The sequence below is a fragment of the Stenotrophomonas indicatrix genome, assembly GCA_041545745.1.
In the GTDB taxonomy this organism is placed as follows: Bacteria; Pseudomonadota; Gammaproteobacteria; order Xanthomonadales; family Xanthomonadaceae; genus Stenotrophomonas; species Stenotrophomonas indicatrix_A.
This window is the reverse complement of the sequence record CP168152.1, coordinates 3,869,859-3,888,046: the sequence shown is the minus strand read 5'-3', so window position 1 is coordinate 3,888,046 and position 18,188 is coordinate 3,869,859. Positions and strand designations below refer to the sequence as shown.

The following is an 18,188-nucleotide window of genomic DNA, read 5'->3' as shown; positions in this document are numbered from 1 at the left end:
CGGAAAACGCGAATAGCGTAATGGGAATTGTTTCCATTTACAAATGCACCAGCGGCTGTGCCTGCGTTCCGCGCGATAGGGCTATTCGTCGGGAGCCAGGCGTTCAGCAAGGATGTTCAGGCGCGGCAATTGGCTCTCGATGCCGTCGGCATATTCGATGGAGATCATCACGTTCCGCTCGAGCCCACGGATGTCGGACACATGGATCTTGCCGGTAAGGTACTCGGGCGTGGTACGCACCGGTCCGGCATAGCGGGCGCCGGGGTCCAGGCAGGCCATCGCACTGCGGATGTTGGCCGAGGCGAATTCGGTGGAGGAATGGGCAAGCAGCCAATCGCAGAACCGCTTGCCTGCCGGATTGCCCTCGTGCGTGCAGCCCTTGCTCCACGTGTTCCAGTCAGTAACCAGTTCGATCGACTGGCTGGCGCCTACCGGCGTGCTGTTGGCGAAGGCGAGCATCTGCGCGCATATCGGCTCGCGCGGCGCCTGCAGCGTGCTGCAGCCCGTGGCCAGCAGCATGATGGTGATCAGCAGCGGGGTGGGACCAAGTGTGGCCATCGGCGTGCTCTCCCTGTCACTGCGGTTGATGATGGGGGCATGCAGGTGAAGAGTCGAGCTTGCAGAACTGCCTGGCAGCGGTCGGCAACGTGTGACTCTGCGAGGCAGCTCAGCGCAGCAGCGGCAGCGGATCGCGAGCCCCGTCTTTCCCGTAGATGCCCCAATGCAGATGGGGCGGCGTGCCCTGGGCGTTGCCGCTGTCGCCGACATGGCCGAGCAGGTCGCCGGGTTGCACCACCTGGCCGCGCGCCAGGCCATCGGCCCAGTCTTCCAGGTGCGCGTAGTAATAGCGCTCGCGTCCCGGCCCGATGACCCAGACCTGACGGCCACCGAGCCCGCTGTCGCGGATGTCGGCGACAACACCGGGGGTAGCACTGCGCACCGGAGTACCGCGCTTGCCGAAGATGTCGATACCCGCGTGCGTGCGGTCGCGCCCGCGCGGCGCGCCGAAGGTATCGGCGATCTGCCGGGGCCGCACGCCGTCCACCGGCACTGGCAGCTGCGTGGCCGGTGGCATGCGCGAGAGTGCCCACAGCAGCTTCGGTGCGGCAGCCCACGGGCTGTTCCAGAAGGCCATCGCCGCGATGACCAGGATCAGCAGGATGGCGCCGCGCAGCAACCAGCGGCGCAGGCGTCTGGCGTTGGAGGGGGAAGCGGTGTTCATGCGTTGCCAGTGTAGGAGCAGGACAGGCTCGACTGCATCTGCGTCATGTCACCGGCACGTCGAACCCACGCTTCAACGTGCCCAGCGCCACCGACGTGCGGAATCGCTCGATGTTGTCATCACCGCCGAACAAGCGCTCGGTGATCGCCTCGTATTCCTCCATCGATGCCGCCGAGAGCAGCAGCAGGAAATCGCCGTCGCCGGTGATCGAGTAACACTGCTGCACGGCAGGGTCGTCCTGCACGCGGCGGCGGAACGGGGCGACCTTCTCGCGCTGTTCGCTGACCACGCGCACCTCGACGATGATGGTCAATGGCCGGCCGATTTTCGCAGCGTCAATCACCGCCACATTGGCGGCGATCACGCCGCTGTCCTGCAGGCGCTTGATCCGCCGCTGCACGGCCGGGGTCGACAGGTGCACGGCTTCGGCGATCTGCCGCTGCGGCAGGGTGTTGTCCTGCTGCAGCAGGGCGAGGATGGTGTGGTCGAAGCTGTCCAGCACGGGGGCGGTGGCCATGGTGAGCAGAAGTTGCACGGACGGGCCGTCAATTGAGCCAAGTGCTCGCCGCCGGCGCAATAGACTGGCGGCATGCAGACTTCTCGAATCGCGCCGATGTTGCCGGCGCTGGCGGTGCTCGGCTCGGTCACCGCACTGGCCATCGGTACCTCCTACGCCAAGCAGCTGTTCCCGTTGATCGGTGCGCAGGGTACCAGCGCGCTGCGCGTGGGCTTCTCGGCGCTGTTGCTGCTGCTGTTCTGGCGGCCATGGCGCTGGAAGACCAGCCGCGTGGATGCGATCACCATCCTGCGCTACGGCCTCACCCTGGGCCTGATGAACCTGTTGTTCTACATGGCCTTGCGGACGATCCCGTTCGGCATTGCGGTGGCCATCGAATTCACCGGCCCGTTGACGGTGGCCATGCTGTCGTCGCGACGGCCGATCGATTTCCTCTGGGTGGGCTGTGCGGCCGTCGGGCTGCTGTTGCTGCTGCCGATCGGCGGCGGCCCGGCTCTGGACCCGGTGGGCGTGCTGCACGCCATGGGCGCGGCGGCGTGCTGGGGCCTGTACATCGTGTTCGGCAAGCGCGCCGGCCACCTGCACGCGGGACATTCGGTGTCGCTGGGGCTGCTGGCCGCGTCGCTGGTGGTGGTACCGGTAGGCGTGGTGCATGCCGGTGCGGCGTTGCTGGAACCGAAGATCCTGCTGGCCGGGCTGGTGGTGGCGCTGGTGTCCAGCGCGATCCCGATGTCACTGGAGATGATGGCGCTCAAGCGCCTGCCGAAGGAGACCTTCGGGATTCTGATCAGCATGGAACCGGCGGTGGCCGCGCTGTGGGCGATGCTGCTGCTGCACGAGCACCTGCATGGCCTGCAGTGGCTGGCGATCGGCTGCACGGTGCTCGCTTCGGTGGGCAGCACGATGACGGCGCGGCGGTTGAAGGTGCCGGTGGCGCAGGCGGGGTAGCGCCGGGCGATGCCCGGCGGAGAGCGTGCGGACCAACGGTCCGCACCCACACGAGCAACGGTCCGCACCCACCAGATCAGCGTGCCAACCGAGGTTGGCACCTACCAGAGGTATTCAGCGCAGGGCGTCGGCGGGGACGTCGATCGCCATCGCCAGGGCCAGATGGTCGGAGAACGCGGCCGGCACCGCTTCCACATTGCGGGTCTGCAGACCGCTGCTGACCAGGATGTGGTCGATGGCGCGGTCGGGGCGCCAGCTGGGGAAGGTCGGCACGATGCAGCCGGGCGGCTGCAGGCGGGTCTTCTGGTACAGCACCTGCATTTCCGGCCGTTCGGCCAGGCAGTTGAAGTCGCCCATCAGCACTGCATTGGGATGGTCCGACAACAGCTCGGCGATGAAGCCAAGCTGGGCCATCCGCGAGCCTGCGCCCAGCGACAGATGCGCTACCGCAACAGCGAGGCCATCGCGACCATCGCCGAACTTGGCCAGCAGCACGCCACGCCCGCCGATACGGCCGGGCAGGGCGTGGTCCTGCACTTCCACCGGTTCCAGCTTGCTCAGCAGGCCGTTGGCACTGGAAGCGACACCGCCCATGCGCCGGTTCGGCTGGTGGCTCCAGTAATTGAAGCCGGCGCGCTGGGCCAGGTAATGGGTCTGGTTGGTGAAGCCCGAGCGCAGGCTGCCCGGGTCGGCCTCCTGCAGGCCGACGATGTCATGACCGCGCGCCAGAGTGGCAATCGCGTCAAGGCTGCTGCGCTTGCGACCCGCCGGCAGCGCATGTGACCAGCTGCGGGTCACATAGTCGCTGTAGCGGCGGGTACTCGAGCCGGCCTGGATGTTGGCCGTCAGCAAACGCAGGGTCCGTGTTGTGGGGGAAGTCACGGCCGGGAAAACGTCTCTTTGATCAGTGAGCCTGGGCCGCACCGCGCTCGCGGGCGATCAGGTGGTCGGCAATGCGCAGCATGTCCGGGAAGCTCTTGCCCTTCACCAGGTACTTGCCGTTGACGATGATCGACGGAGTGCCGCTGATCTGGCTGCGCTGGGCGAACTGCTTGGCCGAGTTGGTCTTGGCATTGACCGCGAAGCTGCCCATGGTGGCGGCGAACTGCTTCGGATCCACGCCGTAGGCACCATAGAACTTGGCGATGTCATCGACCGAATCGGCACCGCGCTCGCCCTTCAGGGTCTGCTGCGAGTGGATGGCCGAGTACAGCGCCTCGTGGGTCTTCTCCTGCACGCCCAGGGTCTGAGCGGCATAGAAGGCACGGGCGTAGTTGTCCCAGGTACCGCCGAACATGGCCGGCACGTAGACGAAGTTCACATCGCTCGGCAGGCCAGCTTTCCACGGGCTGACCAGCGGCTGGAACGCCGCGCAGGCCGGGCAGACATAACCGAAGATCTCGACCACTTCGACCTTGCCGGCGGCCGGCTGGAACGGCTGGCCGTTCGGGATCAGCTGGTAGTCGGCGCCTTCCACCGGGGCCGGGCCGGTCAGCGCGGCGGTGGTCGGGGCAGGGGCGGTGGTGGCGGCGGTCTTGTCACCTTCGGCAGCCGGTGCAGCGGCTTCGCTGCCCGCGGCCGGCGCGGCCGGTTCGGTGCTGGCCGGGGTCGCGGCCGGTTCTGCCGGGGCGGCGGTGTTGGCGGTGCCATCGTCGGCCTTGCAGGCCGCCAGGATCGGCAGCAGCGCTGCGAGGGCGAGGGCGGCGAAACGGGTCTTCATGGAAACGTCTCCAGCATCTGGAAAGGTGGGGCCGGCGTAAGGCGCCGGCCAGAGGGAAATGATGACATGCGGCGGCGACAGCGCCGTGTCGATGGTGTGTGTTGGTTCAGCGGCCGCGGGCGGCGCGGGCCTGGGCGATCAGCGCCGAGGCGATGCGCAGCTGGTCGTCGAAGCTCTTGCCACGGACCAGGTACTGGCCGTTGATGATGATGGCCGGGGTGCCCGGCACCTGGGTGCGCTGGGCGAAGGCACGGGCGGCATCGACCTTCTTCTGTACCGCCTCGCCGCGCAGGGCCTGCGTGTAGCGCTCCGGGGTCACGCCGTAGGCCTTGTAGAAGCTGGCGAGCTCATCGGCCGAGACGTTCTGCATCGGCAGCGTGCCGTCCTCGTGCAGGGCCTTGAACACGGCGGCGTGGCTGCGCTTGGCCACGCCTACTTCGTCGGCGGCGTAGTAGGCCAGGGCCCAGGAATCCCAGGCACCGCCGAAGGCGGCCGGGACCGGGGTGAAGCGCACGTCGGCCGGCAGCTTGGCGGCCCAGGCGGCCAGCTGCGGTTCGAAATGGGCGCAGTGCGGGCAGGTGTAGCCGAACACCTCGACCACTTCGATCTTGCCGGCCAGCGGCTGGAACGGGCCAGGCTGGGCGATGCGCTCGTAGTCTTTGCCTTCGACCAGCGGGGCGTTGGCGGGGGTGGCGGCGCAGGCCGCCAACGGCAGCAGCACCAGCAGGGACAGCAGAAGGCGGGGAATCAACCTCATCGACACGCATCTCCGTTGAAAATGACAACGCCGGCGCAGCCGCCGGCGTGAAGGAAACATACCGCAGCGGCGGGCCGTCGTGGCGACCCGCGCCGACCAGTGGCGGTCAGGGGGCGGCGGCCGGTCGCGTCGAAGCGCTCTCGGCGGCGAGGTCGTCGGCCTTGTTGTGCAGGCCCTGCAGGTAGCTGGAAAGGGCCTGTACCTCCTGCTCGGTCAGCTTCTGCGCCACCGTGGCCATGATCTGGAAGTGCGCCTTGTCGGTCTCGTTGGTCTGCCCGGCCTGGTATTCCTGCAGGCGCCGGGCGACATAGCTGGCGTGCTGGCCGCCGATGTGCGGGTAGGCCGGGCCGGGGTTGCCGGCGCCACTGGGGCCATGACAGGCCATGCAGGCCGGCAGCCCGCGCTGGGCGTCGCCGCCGCGGTAAAGCTGCTGGCCGATCTGGTAGAACTTCATGCCCTTGTACGGGCCCTCGGCCACCAGCGTATCGTCGGCGATGCCGGCGTTGGCCTTCTGGGTGGCGAAGAACGCGCCGATATCGCGCATATCCTGCGGGGTGAGGTTCTGCACGAACGGCACCATCGCCACGGCGGCGCCGGAACTACGCTGGCCGTTGGCGATCAGGGCCATCTGCTGGGCAACGTAGCGCTCGCTCTGGCCGGCGATGCTGGGATACATCTCCACCGTGGAATTGCCATCGGCACCATGGCAGGCGGCACACGCGGTGGCCTTGGTCTGGCCGGCCTTGGCGTCGCCCCAGGTGGTCTTGCTGAAATCCACCTCGAGCGAGGCGGTCTTGATCGGGCCGTTGTCGGGCAGCGGGGTCAACGTGGTCTGCGCAAAGGCAGCAGCGGCAACAACGGCAGTAGCAAGGGCGGATACGGCAAGAACGCGAGCGTGGCGCATGCTGAAGCTCCGTATGGACCGGCCGGGCGGCGGCGGCCGGCATCGCCCGGATTATCAACGCCGTTTCCGTACACGGTCAACGCAGCAGTGCAGCATTTTCCCGCAGGAGGCCCGCAGGCCGGGCGCGCGGCGCCGCAACATGCGATCCTATGCGCATGTCATTGCTCATCGAACGCGCCCAATACCACCTCTCTGCCCACAACATGGGGCAGTTGCCGCCCGATGAAGGGTCCGAAGTGGCCTTTGCAGGTCGCTCCAACGCCGGCAAGTCCAGCGCGCTCAACGCGCTGACCCGCCAGAACAGCCTGGCCCGGGTCTCCAAGACGCCTGGCCGGACCCAGCAGCTGGTGTTCTTTCAGGTCACCCCGGACGCCCATCTGGTCGATCTGCCCGGTTACGGCTACGCCAAGGTGCCGCTGGACCTGCAGGCGCACTGGCAGGCCTTCATCGACCGTTACTTCCGCACCCGCGAGGCCCTGAAGGGCCTGGTGGTGGTGATGGACATCCGCCATCCGCTGAAGGACTACGACCGGCAAATGCTGGCCTACGCCGTGCAGCGTGGCCTGCCGGCGCATGCGCTGCTGACCAAGGCCGACAAGCTGAGCCGCAGCCAGCAGATGCAGACCCTGCAGAAGGTGCGCAAGGAACTGCATTCTTCGTTCGGCGATACGGTGAGTGTGCAGGTGTTCTCCGGCGCCGCCCGTACCGGCGCCGAGGAAGCCCGCGGCATCATCGGCGGCTGGCTGGGGCTGGAATAAGCCCCGCCGCCATTACGGTAGTGCCGGCCGCTGGCCGGCAACCTCGCTCACTCATTCCTTCGGCAACGGCGAGAACTCCGCCGGTACCCACGCATAGGCCTTGCCTTCGCTGCGCACGTGCCCCAGCCCGGGGAAGGGCAGATGTGCGCCGGCGACCCACCAGCCCTTGGCGGTGGCTTCCTGCAACAGGCTGCGACGGCTGGCCGTAGCCGCCGTGCGATCCGAATCGGCCTCGAATGCCGCTTCCGGGTGCGCGAACTGCACTGCATGGAAATGCAGTACATCGCCCCACACCAGCAATGACTGCCCCTGGCTGTCGAAGCGATAGGACACATGCCCCGGCGTGTGGCCGTGGGTATCCATCGCCACTGCGTGGCCGGGCAGGGCGTCGCCAGGCTGGAAGGTGTGCAGGCGACCGGCGGCCTGGTACGGCGCCACCGCATTGCGTGCCAGCGCGAAGGCGAAGCGCACGCCTTGCGGCGCCGTGGCTTCGCTGGCCGGGTCGAGCCAGTAGCGGGCATCGGCCTTGGACAACCACACCGTCGCATTCGGAAAGGCCGGCTTGCCCTGTGCATCGAGGATGCCGCACAGGTGATCGGGATGGGCGTGGGTCAGCAGCACCTCATCGATCTCGGCCGGGTCCACGCCTGCCGCACGCAGGTTGCCCAGTACCTGGCCCTGGTCAGGACCGAAGCACTGCGCGGTGCCGGCATCGACCAGCGTCAGGTGCTGGCCCTGGCGCACCAGGAAGGCGTTGATCGCGGTCTGCAGGCCCTTCTTGTCTTCGGGCACGTAGCGGCCCTCGAGCAGGCGGCTGACCAGCGTTGGCGGCACGTCGACCACTTCCTGCCGGCCGAGCGCAACCACGCCGTCGAACAGGGCGGTGACCTGCAGCGCACCGATGCGCTGGTGTTGCACGCCCGGCACCTGCTGGGTGGGGGCGGGCGAGGTGGCTTCGGCCAGCGCGGCCAGCGGCAGGGAGGACAGGGCCAGCAGCGGGGCGGCGCGCAGCGGCAGGTGGCGCAGGGTCATGGTGGTTCTTCTCGATGAGTGATGGGCAGGCCCGGTGCGCACAGCGTGCCGCGTTGCGTGTGCGTGCGGCGCTCAAACCACTGCGCGGAATGCTCAAGGGGGGTTATCGGCAGGGCTGCGCCCTGCACCCGCAGAGGCAACGGCCGAAGCAACAACAACGGCCGAAGCAACAGCAGAAGCGGGCTTCCTGTGGGGAGGCGGGGTAGGTCCGGTTGCGGGGGACGCTGCAAGTACGTCCATGTAAGCTCGGTCGCGCCATCCATGGCGCTCACGCCCCCGCAACCGGACCCACCCCGCCTTCGACAGATTCCCGCGATCTGTTGGGATGGCATGACCTGCTCTTGGTGGGTGTCGACCTTGGTCGACACATGGATCCACGCGGTGCGTGGATGCTCTTCGAATTCAATTCGGAATCATCGAAATGAATCGAATGGACGTGAAGGAAATCATCCACGCATGGCGTGGATCTACGGGCCACCGGGAAACTGTCGAAGGCGGGGCGGTGTGGGTATGCAGGACCGTTGGCGCCATGGATGGCGCCATCGAGCCCCCATGGATGGGTTTACGGCGTGTCCTGCATACCCACACCGCCCCGCCATCCCACGGAATGTCGCTGTTGCTGTCGCTGTTGTTGTCGCTGTTGCCTCTGCGGGTGCAGGGCGCAGCCCTGCCGAACAACCCTAGATATCTGTGGGAGCGAGCCCGTACTGCTCGGCGAAGCGCTTGCTGAAGCTCGCTGCCGAGCGATACCCCGCGCGCGCTGCCACGGTCTTCAGCGGCAGGTCGGTGGTGTACAGCAGCTGCATGCCGTGGGCCAGGCGCGCTTCGGTCAGCAGCTGGCGCAGGCTGGTGGCCTCAGCCGCCAACCGCCGCCGCAGGGTCGCACCGCTCAGCGCGAAGTGTGCTTCAACGTCGCGCGACTGCCAGTCGCGTGCCGGTTCGGCGGCGATGCGGTCGCGGATCTGTTCGCCCAGCGTCGGTGCGTGCGGCAACAACAGGTTGCCGTGGCCCTGCCGGCACCACGCCAGCACCAGTGTGGCCAGCGCCAGCCGTGCTTCGCTGTAGCGGCCATCCTGCAACGACTGCCGCCAGCTGCGCAGCGCCGTGGCGTGATCGCTCAGCGCCTGCCGTGCCAGCGCCGGTCCGGCCGTCGGCAAGGCTTCGCTCCAAAGCGTACGCGCAGCCGCCAGCACTTCAGTGCACAGCGGCACGATCGCGCTGAGGTAGCGGCCGGTCTGCGGGTCCGGCGTGTTGACCACATCGATGCGGCAACGCTGGGTGATCAGCAGGATGTCGCCCGGGATGAAGGTCAGTGACTGGTGTGCGGTACGCACCTGCTTGCGGCCTTCCAGCAGGATCGCGAACTGCGGCTGCGGTATCTCCACCGAACTGGCGCCATGCTCGCGGCGGGCGGTGATGCAGGCATAGCCTTCGGCGCGTTGGCAGCCGGCCAGGCTGACCATCTCCGCCAGCAGTGCCATGGCAGTGGGGGGCATGCCGGTCATACGACGTGCGCGCCCAGCAGGCGGCCGACCGCAGCTGCAGCCGCCATCGCCAGCGCACCCCAGAACATCACGCGCAGGGCACCACGCGTCGGTGACGCGCCACCGGCGCGTGCCGCCATCGCGCCGGTCAGGCACAGGCCGGCCAGCGTGCTGACCGTGGTCGCCGTGGCGACGTTCTGTACCGGCGTCAGCAGTGCGGTCAGCACCGGCAGCGCGGCGCCACAGGTGAAGGCGGCGGCCGAGGCCAATGCAGCCTGCAACGGCCGCGCGCGCAGTTCCTCGGTGATGCCCAGTTCGTCGCGCGCGTGGGCGCCCAGCGCGTCGTGGGCGGTCAGCTGTTCGGCAACCTGCCGCGCCAACGCCGGCTCCAGCCCGCGATGGCGGTAGATCGCGGTCAACTCGTCCAGTTCGCTGTGCGGGTCTTCGTGCAGCTCGCGCTTTTCCATCGCCAGATCGGCATTCTCGGTATCGGCCTGGGTCTGCACCGACACATACTCGCCGGCGGCCATCGACATCGCTCCGGCCACGGTGCCAGCCAGGCCGGTGGCCAGGATCGTGCTGGCCGAGGCGCCGCTGGCGGCCACACCGACCACCAGGCCGGCGACCGAGACGATGCCATCGTTGGCGCCCAGCACGGCGGCGCGCAGCCAGCCGACGCGATCGGCGCGATGCAGTTCAGGATGTCGTGAATGGCGGCTCATGGCCCTGAGTGTACGAGGGTCAAGAGGGTGTCGGTAGGATGCTGAAACCCGTCACCGTCGCATGACGTAACGAGCCGCCACGCTATAGTGCGCCCTTGCGATGCAAGGCTCCCAGCCCCACATCCCCTGCCACCGTCCAGCGAGCCACCCCCTTGTCGAGCCCCAGCCACGTCGCCGATACGCCCATTACCGACCGCTCGCAACTGGTGGCGGAGATCGCCTCCGGCGAGAAGCCCCGTTCGCAGTGGCGCATCGGTACCGAGCACGAGAAGTTCGGGTTCCGTCTGGATGACCTGCGCCCGCCGACCTTCGATGGCGATCGCGGCATCGAGGCACTGCTCAACGGCCTGGTCCGTTTTGGCTGGACGCCCGTGCAGGAAGACGGCAACACCATCGCCCTGCTGCGTGATGGCGCCTCGGTGACGCTGGAGCCCGCAGGCCAGCTGGAGCTGTCCGGTGCGGCGCTGGAAACCATCCACCAGACCTGCGTGGAAACCGGCACCCACCTCAATGAAGTGGCACAGGTGGCCGGCGAGCTGCAGCTGGGCTTCCTCGGCATGGGGTTCCAGCCGAAGTGGACGCGCGATGAAATGCCGTGGATGCCCAAGGGCCGCTACAAGATCATGCGTTCGTACATGCCCAAGGTCGGTTCGCTGGGCCTGGACATGATGACCCGCACCTGCACGGTGCAGGTGAACCTGGATTACGCCAGCGAAGCGGACATGGTGAAGAAGTTCCGTGTGTCGTTGGCGCTGCAGCCGATCGCCACCGCCCTGTTCGCCGACTCGCCGTTCACCGAGGGCAAGCCGAACGGCTACCTCAGCTATCGCTCGCACATCTGGACCGACACCGATGCCGACCGTACCGGCATGCTCGACTTCGTGTTCGAGGACGGCTTCGGTTACGAGCGCTATGTCGACTACCTGCTCGACGTGCCGATGTATTTCTCCTACCGCGATGGCATCTACCACGACGCCAGCGGGCAGAACTTCCGCGACTTCATGCAGGGCAAACTGCCGGTGCTGCCGGGCCAGCTGCCGACGTTGCGTGACTGGTCGGACCACACCACCACCGCGTTCCCGGAAGTGCGGCTGAAGAAGTACCTGGAAATGCGCGGTGCCGATGGTGGCCCGTGGAGCCGCCTGTGCGCGCTGCCGGCATTCTGGGTGGGCCTGCTGTACGACGACACTGCGCTGGATGCGGCGTGGGATCTGGTGCGCGATTTCAGTCTGGTTGAACGCCACGCGCTTCGCGATGGCGTGCCCAAGCATGCGATGAACCTGCCGTTCCGCAATGGCACCGTGCGCGATCTGGCGCGCGATGCGGTGAAGATTTCCGTGGAAGGCCTGAAGCGCCGTGCGGCGCGCAATGCCGATGGCCAGGATGAAAGCAAGTTCCTGGACGTGCTGCAGGAAATCGTCGAGTCCGGCCTGACCCCGGCCGAGCGCAAGCTGGCGCTGTTCCATGGCCGCTGGCACGGCGATGTGGATCCGGTGTTCCGCGAGTTTGCTTACTGACCGCCTTGCGGTAGTGCCGGCCGCTGGCCGGCAGATGCATGGGGTAGCCAGCCAGCGGCCGGCTCTACCAAAAAAACCCCGGCATTGCCGGGGTTTTTCGTTTCCACAACCGACTTGGATCAGGCAGCGTTCTTCATCGTCGCCATGTCGATCACGAAGCGGTAGCGCACATCGTTCCTGGCCATGCGTTCCCAGGCTTCGTTCACGTTCTTGATGTCGATCATCTCCACATCGCTGACGATGCCGTGCTCGGCACAGAAGTCCATCATTTCCTGGGTTTCGGCCATGCCGCCGATCGCCGAGCCAGTCAGGTGCTTGCGACCGAAGATCACGCTGCCACCAGTCAGCGGCGGGTCCAGTTCGGTCAGCACGCCGACCAGGCACATGGTCGCCTCACGCTTGAGCAGGCCCATGTACGGGTTGGTGTCATGGCCGACCGGGATGGTGTTGAGCAGGAAGTCGAAGCTGCCGGCATGTGCCTTCATCTGCTCGGCATCGCGCGAAACCAGCACTTCGTCAGCGCCCAGGCGCTTGGCATCGGCACCCTTCTCCGGGGTGGTGGTGATCATCACCACGTGCGCGCCGAGCGCCTTGGCGAACTTCACGCCCATGTGGCCGAGGCCACCCAGGCCGATCACGCCGACCTTCTGGCCCGGGCCGACCTTCCAATGGCGCAGCGGCGACCAGGTGGTGATGCCGGCGCACAGCAGTGGCGCGGCGGCCTTCAGGTCCAGCGTTTCGGAGACCTTGACCACGAAGCGCTGCTCGACCACCACGTGGTCGGAATAGCCGCCGTAGGTCGGGGCACCATCGGCGCGTTCACGGCCGTTGTAGGTCCAGGTGGCACCTTCGGCGCAGTACTGCTCCAGATCGTGTTTACAGGCATCGCAGTGGCGGCAGCAGTCGACCATGCAGCCGACGCCGGCGTGGTCGCCGACCTTGAAGCGGGTGACCTCGCTGCCGACTTCGGTGACGCGGCCGATGATCTCGTGGCCCGGCACCATCGGGTAGATCGAACCACCCCAGTCGTCGCGGGCCTGGTGCAGGTCGGAATGGCAGATGCCGCTGTACAGGATCTCGATGCGCACATCGTTCGGGCCGACGGCGCGGCGCTCGAATTCGAAGGGTACCAGCGGGTCGGTATGGGTGTGGGCGGCGTAACCACGGGCGAGGGACATGCGGAATCCTTGGCAGGGTTTGTCGAAAGGCGTTTTACAATACGCCCCGTACCTAACGGTAAGAAGCGCATATATCGGCATGATTCATCAAGGCAGACTGCACAATCATGGCCACTGACAACCTGTCCCACCTGGCCGCCTTCGCCGCGGTCGCCCGCCACCGCAGCTTCCGCCGCGCCGGCGCCGAACTGGCCCTGTCGACCTCGGCGGTGAGCTATGCGATCCGCGCGCTGGAGGAGCGGCTGGGGGTGGGGCTGTTCCATCGGACCACCCGCAGCGTGGCCCTGACCGAGGCCGGACAACGGCTGCTGGAGCGCCTGCAGCCGGCGCTGGGCCAGGTGCACGATGCGCTGGAAGAAATGAATCACTTCCGCGCCGTTCCGGCCGGCCTGCTGCGGATCAACGCGACGCGGGCGGCGGTGGCGACCCAGTTGGGGCCGCGGCTGGCGCGTTTCCTGCACGCGCATCCCGATGTACGGGTGGAGCTGACCGAGAACGATGGTCTGGTCGATATCGTTGCCGAGGGCTACGACGCTGGCGTGCGCCTGCACGAGTTCGTGCCCGAGGACATGGTGGCGGTGCCGATGGGGCCGCCGCTGCGCGGATTGATCGTCGGTTCACCCGAGTACCTGCGGCGGCGTCCAGCACCGCAGCATCCGCGCGACCTGGCCGCGCACGAATGCATCCGCTTCCGCTTCGCCAGCGGACATCTGTACAAGTGGCAGTTCGAGCGCGAGGGCCAGACCCTGGAGATCGACGTACCGGGCCGGCTGACGCTGGGCGAGCAGGGCACCGTGGTTGGCGCGGTGCTCGATGGCATCGGCCTGGCCTATGTGCTGGAAGACACCGCGCGCCCGTACCTGGACGACGGCCGCCTGGTAGCGGTGCTGGAAGACTGGAGCGAACCGTTCGCCGGGTTCGCGTTGTACTACCCGAAGCAGCGGCAGATGCCCGGTGCGCTGCGTGCGTTCGTGGATATGTTGCGCGAATGAATCGCGTGGGCCGCATCCACGCATGGTGTGGATCTACTGCGGAACGACACCCTCCACGCGTTGCTTGAAGCGGATCAGTAGATCCACACCATGCGTGGATTGGCGCCCGCCACTCAGTCAGCAACTCATTCGCCCAGCGCGTCGTAACCCTCGTCGCTGAACTGGATCAGGCAGAAGCCATGGCCGAAAGGATCGGACAGCACGGCGATCTTTCCCCAGCGGCGTTCGCGGATGGGACGTTCGGGCGCGGCTCCGGCCACAACCGCGCGGGCAAGCGCGGCGTCGATGTCAGCGACCACCCAGTCCAGATGCACCGGCGTCCAGTGGCGCTCGTAATCGCGCACATCGCCGTCTTCGGTCGATGCACTGCCGGTATCGTTCTGCAGCAGGTACAGCGGCGTGGGGCCACCGAGCAGTTCGGTGGCACCGGAACCCAGCCGACGACCGATGCGCAGGCCCAATGCCTGGGTGTAGAACGTCTCGGCGGCGGCCAGGTCAGGGACATCGATGTTGACGATGAAGCTGTGGGCAGTGGCGTTCATTGCAGCGATTGGCGGCTTCCGATTGCATGCAGTCTAGCCCTGGCGCAGGACGCGGGTACATCTCCGGCCAGGCTTCAGGCAAGCTGGGCGGCCTCTATCGACAAGGCCATCCATGGGCACGCTATCTGACATCGAACAGGCCGCCGGCCAGTCTTTCCCGCCCTTGTTCAAGCAGCTGCATGCAGTGGGTCGGTTGAGCTGGGGCAGTCCCCATCCGGAATGGTCCGAGGTGGTCTTTCCGACGTTGCAGGCGGATCCGCCGGTGCTGTTGTACGCCCAGGAGTACGAGCCGTTGGAACACGATGAGCTGCTTGAGGCGTGGCAGGAGCTTGCGACGGAGGATCACTACAATCCCCTGCGCTCTGACCTGCAGCTGCTGCCCTTCGCGCGGACCGGGGCAGGCGACAGCTACTGCTTCTGGAGCAACGCGCCCGGTTTCGTCGAACCGCCGGTCGTGCTGGTGTGGCATGACGACGATCGTGCCGATGTGCTGGCCGCCAGTTACCAGGATTTCCTGTTCCGCAAGATGGTCGAAGCGGTTGCCGAGTACGAGCGGCCGTACTCGCTGCTGTCGCAAGGCGAACTGGGCGGGAATCTGCAGCGCTGGCTGCAGACCCACCAGTCCTTCCTGCGCAGTGACCAGTACGCAGCGTTGCAGCGGCTGTTCGCCCGCGTTGACGATATTGCTGAAGGAAGTATCAGCGACGATGACGCGCAGTCCATCGTCGCTGCGGTGATCGGCTTTGAGCGGTTGGACGAGTCGTTCGCCTACGTGCGCGAAGACGCCTGAAGCTCGGATGCTTGGAGCGCAGCCATCAGACGCGCTCCGGCTCCTGCGTGATCAGCCTGCGGCCGGGTAGTCGAGGTAGCCCTCGCTGCCACCGCCGTAATAGGTGCTGCGGTCGGGGATGGCCAGCGGGACATCGCGCTGCAGGCGCTCGACCAGATCCGGGTTGGCGATGAACGGCTGACCGAACGCAGCCAGATCGATGGTGCCTTCCTCGACCAGCCGCAGGGCGCGTTCGCGGGTCATGCCGCCGGCCAGGATCACCGTGCCGCCATAGGCCTGCTTGAAGGCCTTGAGGAAGGCCTCGCCGATCGCCGGTGCGCCGTGCAGGTAGTTGTCGTTCAGATGCACATAGGCCAGCCCGCGCTTGCCCAGTTCCTCGGCCAGGTACAGATAGCTGGCTTCGTTTTCCGCATAGGCGGGCATGTCGAAGACCTGGCTGTTCGGTGCAAGGCGCACGCCGATGCGGTGCGCGCCGATGCGCGCGGCCATCGCATCCACGGTGTCCAGGATCAGCCGGGCGCGGTTGCGTAGTGAACCACCGTAGAGATCCTGCCGATCATTGGTGACCGGGTTGAGGAACTGCTCGAACAGGTAGCCGTTGGCAGCATGCAGTTCGATGCCATCGAAGCCGGCAGCGATGGCATTTTCAGCGCCGCGTACGAAGTCGCTGACGATACCCGGCACTTCGTCGGTGCGCAGCGCACGCGGTGGCGTCGGATCGGCATGGCCGCGGCTGCCGTCGTCCAGGTAGACGAACGAAGTGTTCTTCGGATCGCTCGCCACCGATCGCGTGCCGGCGCTCACCGGCTGGCCGCCGTCGGGCTGCAGCGAGGCGTGTGACATGCGTCCGACGTGCCACAGCTGGGCGAAGATCGCGCCCTGTTCGGCGTGAACGGCCTCGGTGACCAGCCTCCAGCCAGCGACCTGCTCGGCCGACCAGATACCGGGCACGTCGATGTAGCCCTGGCCCTGCGCCGACACCGGCGTGCCTTCGCTGATGATCAGGCCGGCACTGGCACGCTGCCGGTAGTACTGCGCGGTCAGTGCATTGGCGACGGCGCCGGGGTTGCGGGCGCGGGTCATCGGCGCCATCGCGATGCGGTTGTGCAGGGGCAGTCCAGCGAGGTCAAAGGGGCGGAACAGGGCGGCGGTCATGTCAGTCATCTCGGAGCGGGGAGGGCGCCAGCGGCGCGACAGCACCATGATGGAGTTGACATGCAGGCGCATAAAGGCGGTAGATTTCCCGTCAGGCGGGACTATCTGTCCCCAATGAACGAGTCTGCCGATGCTGCCTGTCGAATCGTTGAACGGTCTGGTGACCTTCGTCACCACGGCGCGCTCGGCCACCTTCACCGAAGCGGCCGACGCGCTGGGCATCTCCCGCTCGGCGGTCGGCAAGGCCATCGCCCGGCTGGAAACGCGGCTGGGCGTGCGCCTGTTCCATCGCACCACCCGGCGCATCGCGCTGACCACCGACGGCGAGGCGTACTACGCCTCGTGCGCGGCGGCGCTGGATGAAATCGCGGCAGCCGAAGCGTGCCTGGGCTCGGCTGCGCATCTGCCGAGCGGCCGCCTGCGCATCGACATGCCGTCCTCGTTCGGTCGGCTGGTGGTGCTGCCGGTGCTGCTGCGCATGTGCAATGAACATCCGGACCTGCAGTTGACGATGACCTTCACCGATCACTTCGTTGACCCGGTGGAAGAAGGCATCGACCTGCTGATCCGTTTTGGCGGCCTGCATCACGCCGAGCATCTGGTCGCACGCAAGCTGGCCAGCCAGCGGCTGGTGACCTGCGCGTCGCCGGCCTACCTGCAGGCGCATGGCACGCCACGAACCATTGACGATCTACATGCACACCGCAGCATCGTCGGCTACCGCCATGGACAACCCGTAGCCTGGCGGATGGGGGATGCGGGCACCCAAGGTGTGTTCATTCCCAGCGGCACCTACCAGCTCAATGATGGCGATGCGGTGATCGAAGGCGCGCTGGCTGGCCTGGGCATCTGCCAGATGCCGGTATCGCTGGTGCGCCGGCATATCGAGTCCGGTGCGCTGCAGTCGGTGCTCGATCACTGCATGCAGCACCACGTGGACATCCACGCACTGTGGCCACAGACGCGGCATCTGCGGCCGAAGGTGCGTTACGTGGTGGAGGAGATGACCCGGTTAGCTGCAGAGGGTGCCTTCGACTGAACGGACCTTGGTGACGGCTCAGTAGCTGACGATTTTCGCGCAAGCTTCCTCGCCTTCAGTGAGATCCTCAAAGACCTCAATCAGAATCCCGATGAGATCCTGTCCGTGCGCGGTGACGAAGTAATCCGCAAGACTGTTGATGTCTGTCGAGATGCTGTTGCCCCATGGCGGTTGTAGAGCCAGGTCTTCAAGGGACCAGATGACTTTGCCCGGGGAAAGGTGGGCAAGTTCATTCTGGATGATCTGAATCTCGGCCAGTGCGGCGGCGCCGTCCTCCCGCGGCAGCGTTCCGCCATAGAGCTTGTTCATGATGATGGGGAAGCGGCTTCCCCACCCATCGGGTTCCAGGTTGCCGGAGATGGTCGAGAAAAAGGCATACAGAAACGCACTGGTGCCGATCTCATCGGTGATGTTTCCCAGTTGGATACCGATTCCCATCGTGCCCCTCCTGACTCAGTTGAGTAGAGATTGGCAGACAACAGCCTGGTGGAAGAGATCGCTGGCTAACACATTGATCTTTAGTGGCTATTGGTGAGAAGAGAGCTTAAAGAGAAGCCATTAGCGTCAGCTTCTTAGCCCCTGTATACTATCCCCCAGTATAGTTTCGAGGCTGGCCTGCCATGCCACACTCCCCCGAAGAGAAAAAGAAGGTTCTCGCCCGCGTGCGCCGCATCCGCGGCCAGTGCGATGCGCTGGACCGCGCGCTGGAAGCCGGCGCCGACTGCGGGCCGGTGCTGCAGCAGATCGCCGCCATCCGTGGCGCGGTCAACGGGTTGATGTCCGAAGTGATGGAAGCGCACCTGCGCGAGGAGTTTGGCCAGCCCGCAGCCTCCGATGAACAACGCGCAGAACGCGTGCGCGACATGAGCGCATTGATCCGCTCGTACCTGAAATGAACGACGGCGCGACAC

At 66.5% G+C, this 18,188-nt stretch carries 21 protein-coding genes; 7 read left to right on the top strand and 14 right to left on the bottom strand.

The features are described 5' to 3' along the window. Positions 1-81: 81 nt before the first annotated feature. The 3 genes from ACEF39_RS17690 to ACEF39_RS17680 all read right to left on the bottom strand — a co-directional run bounded on the left by ACEF39_RS17690 (position 82) and on the right by ACEF39_RS17680 (position 1,739). Positions 82-558, bottom strand: a complete 477-nt coding sequence (locus ACEF39_RS17690) for a hypothetical protein (RefSeq protein WP_500286009.1) — start codon at positions 556-558, stop codon at positions 82-84. Between the two features lie 109 nt (positions 559-667). After that, positions 668-1,222, bottom strand: coding sequence for a M23 family metallopeptidase (locus ACEF39_RS17685; protein WP_500286008.1), 555 nt, complete (start codon positions 1,220-1,222; stop codon positions 668-670). Between the two features lie 43 nt (positions 1,223-1,265). After that, positions 1,266-1,739 (bottom strand): Lrp/AsnC family transcriptional regulator, encoded by a 474-nt coding sequence (locus ACEF39_RS17680; RefSeq protein ID WP_500288047.1) that lies wholly within the window; start codon positions 1,737-1,739, stop codon positions 1,266-1,268. 72 nt (positions 1,740-1,811) lie between these two features. Between ACEF39_RS17680 and ACEF39_RS17675 the strand changes: the two genes are divergently transcribed. Beyond that, positions 1,812-2,687: an EamA family transporter gene (locus ACEF39_RS17675; RefSeq protein ID WP_500286007.1), complete on the top strand. Its 876-nt coding sequence runs from the start codon at positions 1,812-1,814 to the stop codon at positions 2,685-2,687. Positions 2,688-2,801: 114 nt separating this feature from the next. Here the strand turns inward: ACEF39_RS17675 and ACEF39_RS17670 are convergent, their stop codons facing one another. The 4 genes from ACEF39_RS17670 to ACEF39_RS17655 all read right to left on the bottom strand — a co-directional run bounded on the left by ACEF39_RS17670 (position 2,802) and on the right by ACEF39_RS17655 (position 6,068). Beyond that, a complete protein-coding gene (locus tag ACEF39_RS17670; RefSeq protein WP_089236863.1) occupies positions 2,802-3,569 on the bottom strand; it encodes an endonuclease/exonuclease/phosphatase family protein in 768 nt (255 codons plus the stop codon). Between the two features lie 22 nt (positions 3,570-3,591). After that, entirely contained in the window at positions 3,592-4,407 is an 816-nt protein-coding gene (locus ACEF39_RS17665; protein WP_500286006.1) for a thiol:disulfide interchange protein DsbA/DsbL, read from the bottom strand. A gap of 106 nt (positions 4,408-4,513) precedes the next feature. Then, positions 4,514-5,164 (bottom strand): thiol:disulfide interchange protein DsbA/DsbL, encoded by a 651-nt coding sequence (locus ACEF39_RS17660; protein WP_100553543.1) that lies wholly within the window; start codon positions 5,162-5,164, stop codon positions 4,514-4,516. A 106-nt stretch (positions 5,165-5,270) separates the two neighbouring features. Further along, positions 5,271-6,068: a c-type cytochrome gene (locus tag ACEF39_RS17655; RefSeq protein ID WP_500286005.1), complete on the bottom strand. Its 798-nt coding sequence runs from the start codon at positions 6,066-6,068 to the stop codon at positions 5,271-5,273. 155 nt (positions 6,069-6,223) lie between these two features. On the opposite strand from ACEF39_RS17655, the gene yihA reads away from it, so the two are divergent. Further along, a complete protein-coding gene (gene yihA / locus ACEF39_RS17650; RefSeq protein ID WP_500286004.1) occupies positions 6,224-6,826 on the top strand; it encodes a ribosome biogenesis GTP-binding protein YihA/YsxC in 603 nt (200 codons plus the stop codon). Positions 6,827-6,877: 51 nt separating this feature from the next. Here yihA and ACEF39_RS17645 read toward each other — a convergent pair whose 3' ends face one another. The 3 genes from ACEF39_RS17645 to ACEF39_RS17635 form a co-directional block, all read right to left on the bottom strand. After that, the gene (locus ACEF39_RS17645; RefSeq protein WP_500286003.1) at positions 6,878-7,858 is read right to left on the bottom strand and encodes an MBL fold metallo-hydrolase; all 981 of its coding nucleotides are present in this window, start codon (positions 7,856-7,858) and stop codon (positions 6,878-6,880) included. Positions 7,859-8,538: 680 nt separating this feature from the next. Continuing rightward, positions 8,539-9,363 (bottom strand): helix-turn-helix transcriptional regulator, encoded by an 825-nt coding sequence (locus ACEF39_RS17640; RefSeq protein ID WP_500286002.1) that lies wholly within the window; start codon positions 9,361-9,363, stop codon positions 8,539-8,541. Continuing rightward, entirely contained in the window at positions 9,360-10,064 is a 705-nt protein-coding gene (locus ACEF39_RS17635) for a VIT1/CCC1 transporter family protein (protein ID WP_500286001.1), read from the bottom strand. The genes ACEF39_RS17640 and ACEF39_RS17635 overlap by 4 nt, the downstream gene beginning before the upstream one ends. 152 nt (positions 10,065-10,216) lie before the next feature. On the opposite strand from ACEF39_RS17635, the gene ACEF39_RS17630 reads away from it, so the two are divergent. Then, on the top strand, positions 10,217-11,581 hold the full coding sequence (locus ACEF39_RS17630; protein WP_500286000.1) for a glutamate--cysteine ligase: 1,365 nt from the start codon (positions 10,217-10,219) through the stop codon (positions 11,579-11,581). A 119-nt stretch (positions 11,582-11,700) separates the two neighbouring features. Here ACEF39_RS17630 and ACEF39_RS17625 read toward each other — a convergent pair whose 3' ends face one another. Then, on the bottom strand, positions 11,701-12,759 hold the full coding sequence (locus ACEF39_RS17625; RefSeq protein ID WP_500285999.1) for an NAD(P)-dependent alcohol dehydrogenase: 1,059 nt from the start codon (positions 12,757-12,759) through the stop codon (positions 11,701-11,703). A 107-nt stretch (positions 12,760-12,866) separates the two neighbouring features. Here ACEF39_RS17625 and ACEF39_RS17620 point away from each other — a divergent pair, with 107 nt between their 5' ends. Further along, the gene (locus tag ACEF39_RS17620) at positions 12,867-13,751 is read left to right on the top strand and encodes a LysR family transcriptional regulator (protein WP_500285998.1); all 885 of its coding nucleotides are present in this window, start codon (positions 12,867-12,869) and stop codon (positions 13,749-13,751) included. Between the two features lie 125 nt (positions 13,752-13,876). Here the strand turns inward: ACEF39_RS17620 and ACEF39_RS17615 are convergent, their stop codons facing one another. Continuing rightward, positions 13,877-14,293 (bottom strand): VOC family protein, encoded by a 417-nt coding sequence (locus ACEF39_RS17615; protein WP_500285997.1) that lies wholly within the window; start codon positions 14,291-14,293, stop codon positions 13,877-13,879. 112 nt (positions 14,294-14,405) lie between these two features. Here ACEF39_RS17615 and ACEF39_RS17610 point away from each other — a divergent pair, with 112 nt between their 5' ends. Further along, positions 14,406-15,083 (top strand): SMI1/KNR4 family protein, encoded by a 678-nt coding sequence (locus ACEF39_RS17610; protein WP_500285996.1) that lies wholly within the window; start codon positions 14,406-14,408, stop codon positions 15,081-15,083. A gap of 51 nt (positions 15,084-15,134) precedes the next feature. Here the strand turns inward: ACEF39_RS17610 and ACEF39_RS17605 are convergent, their stop codons facing one another. Beyond that, positions 15,135-16,238 (bottom strand): alkene reductase, encoded by a 1,104-nt coding sequence (locus ACEF39_RS17605; RefSeq protein ID WP_500285995.1) that lies wholly within the window; start codon positions 16,236-16,238, stop codon positions 15,135-15,137. Positions 16,239-16,368: 130 nt separating this feature from the next. Between ACEF39_RS17605 and ACEF39_RS17600 the strand changes: the two genes are divergently transcribed. Next, positions 16,369-17,277, top strand: coding sequence for a LysR family transcriptional regulator (locus ACEF39_RS17600; RefSeq protein WP_500285994.1), 909 nt, complete (start codon positions 16,369-16,371; stop codon positions 17,275-17,277). Between the two features lie 18 nt (positions 17,278-17,295). On the opposite strand, the gene ACEF39_RS17595 is transcribed toward ACEF39_RS17600, so the two are convergent. Next, positions 17,296-17,715 carry an Imm70 family immunity protein gene (locus ACEF39_RS17595; RefSeq protein ID WP_500285993.1) on the bottom strand — a complete coding sequence of 140 codons (420 nt, stop codon included), beginning with the start codon at positions 17,713-17,715 and terminating at the stop codon, positions 17,296-17,298. Between the two features lie 182 nt (positions 17,716-17,897). Between ACEF39_RS17595 and frmR the strand changes: the two genes are divergently transcribed. Then, positions 17,898-18,173: a formaldehyde-responsive transcriptional repressor FrmR gene (gene frmR, locus ACEF39_RS17590; protein ID WP_005411009.1), complete on the top strand. Its 276-nt coding sequence runs from the start codon at positions 17,898-17,900 to the stop codon at positions 18,171-18,173. Positions 18,174-18,188: the final 15 nt, after the last annotated feature.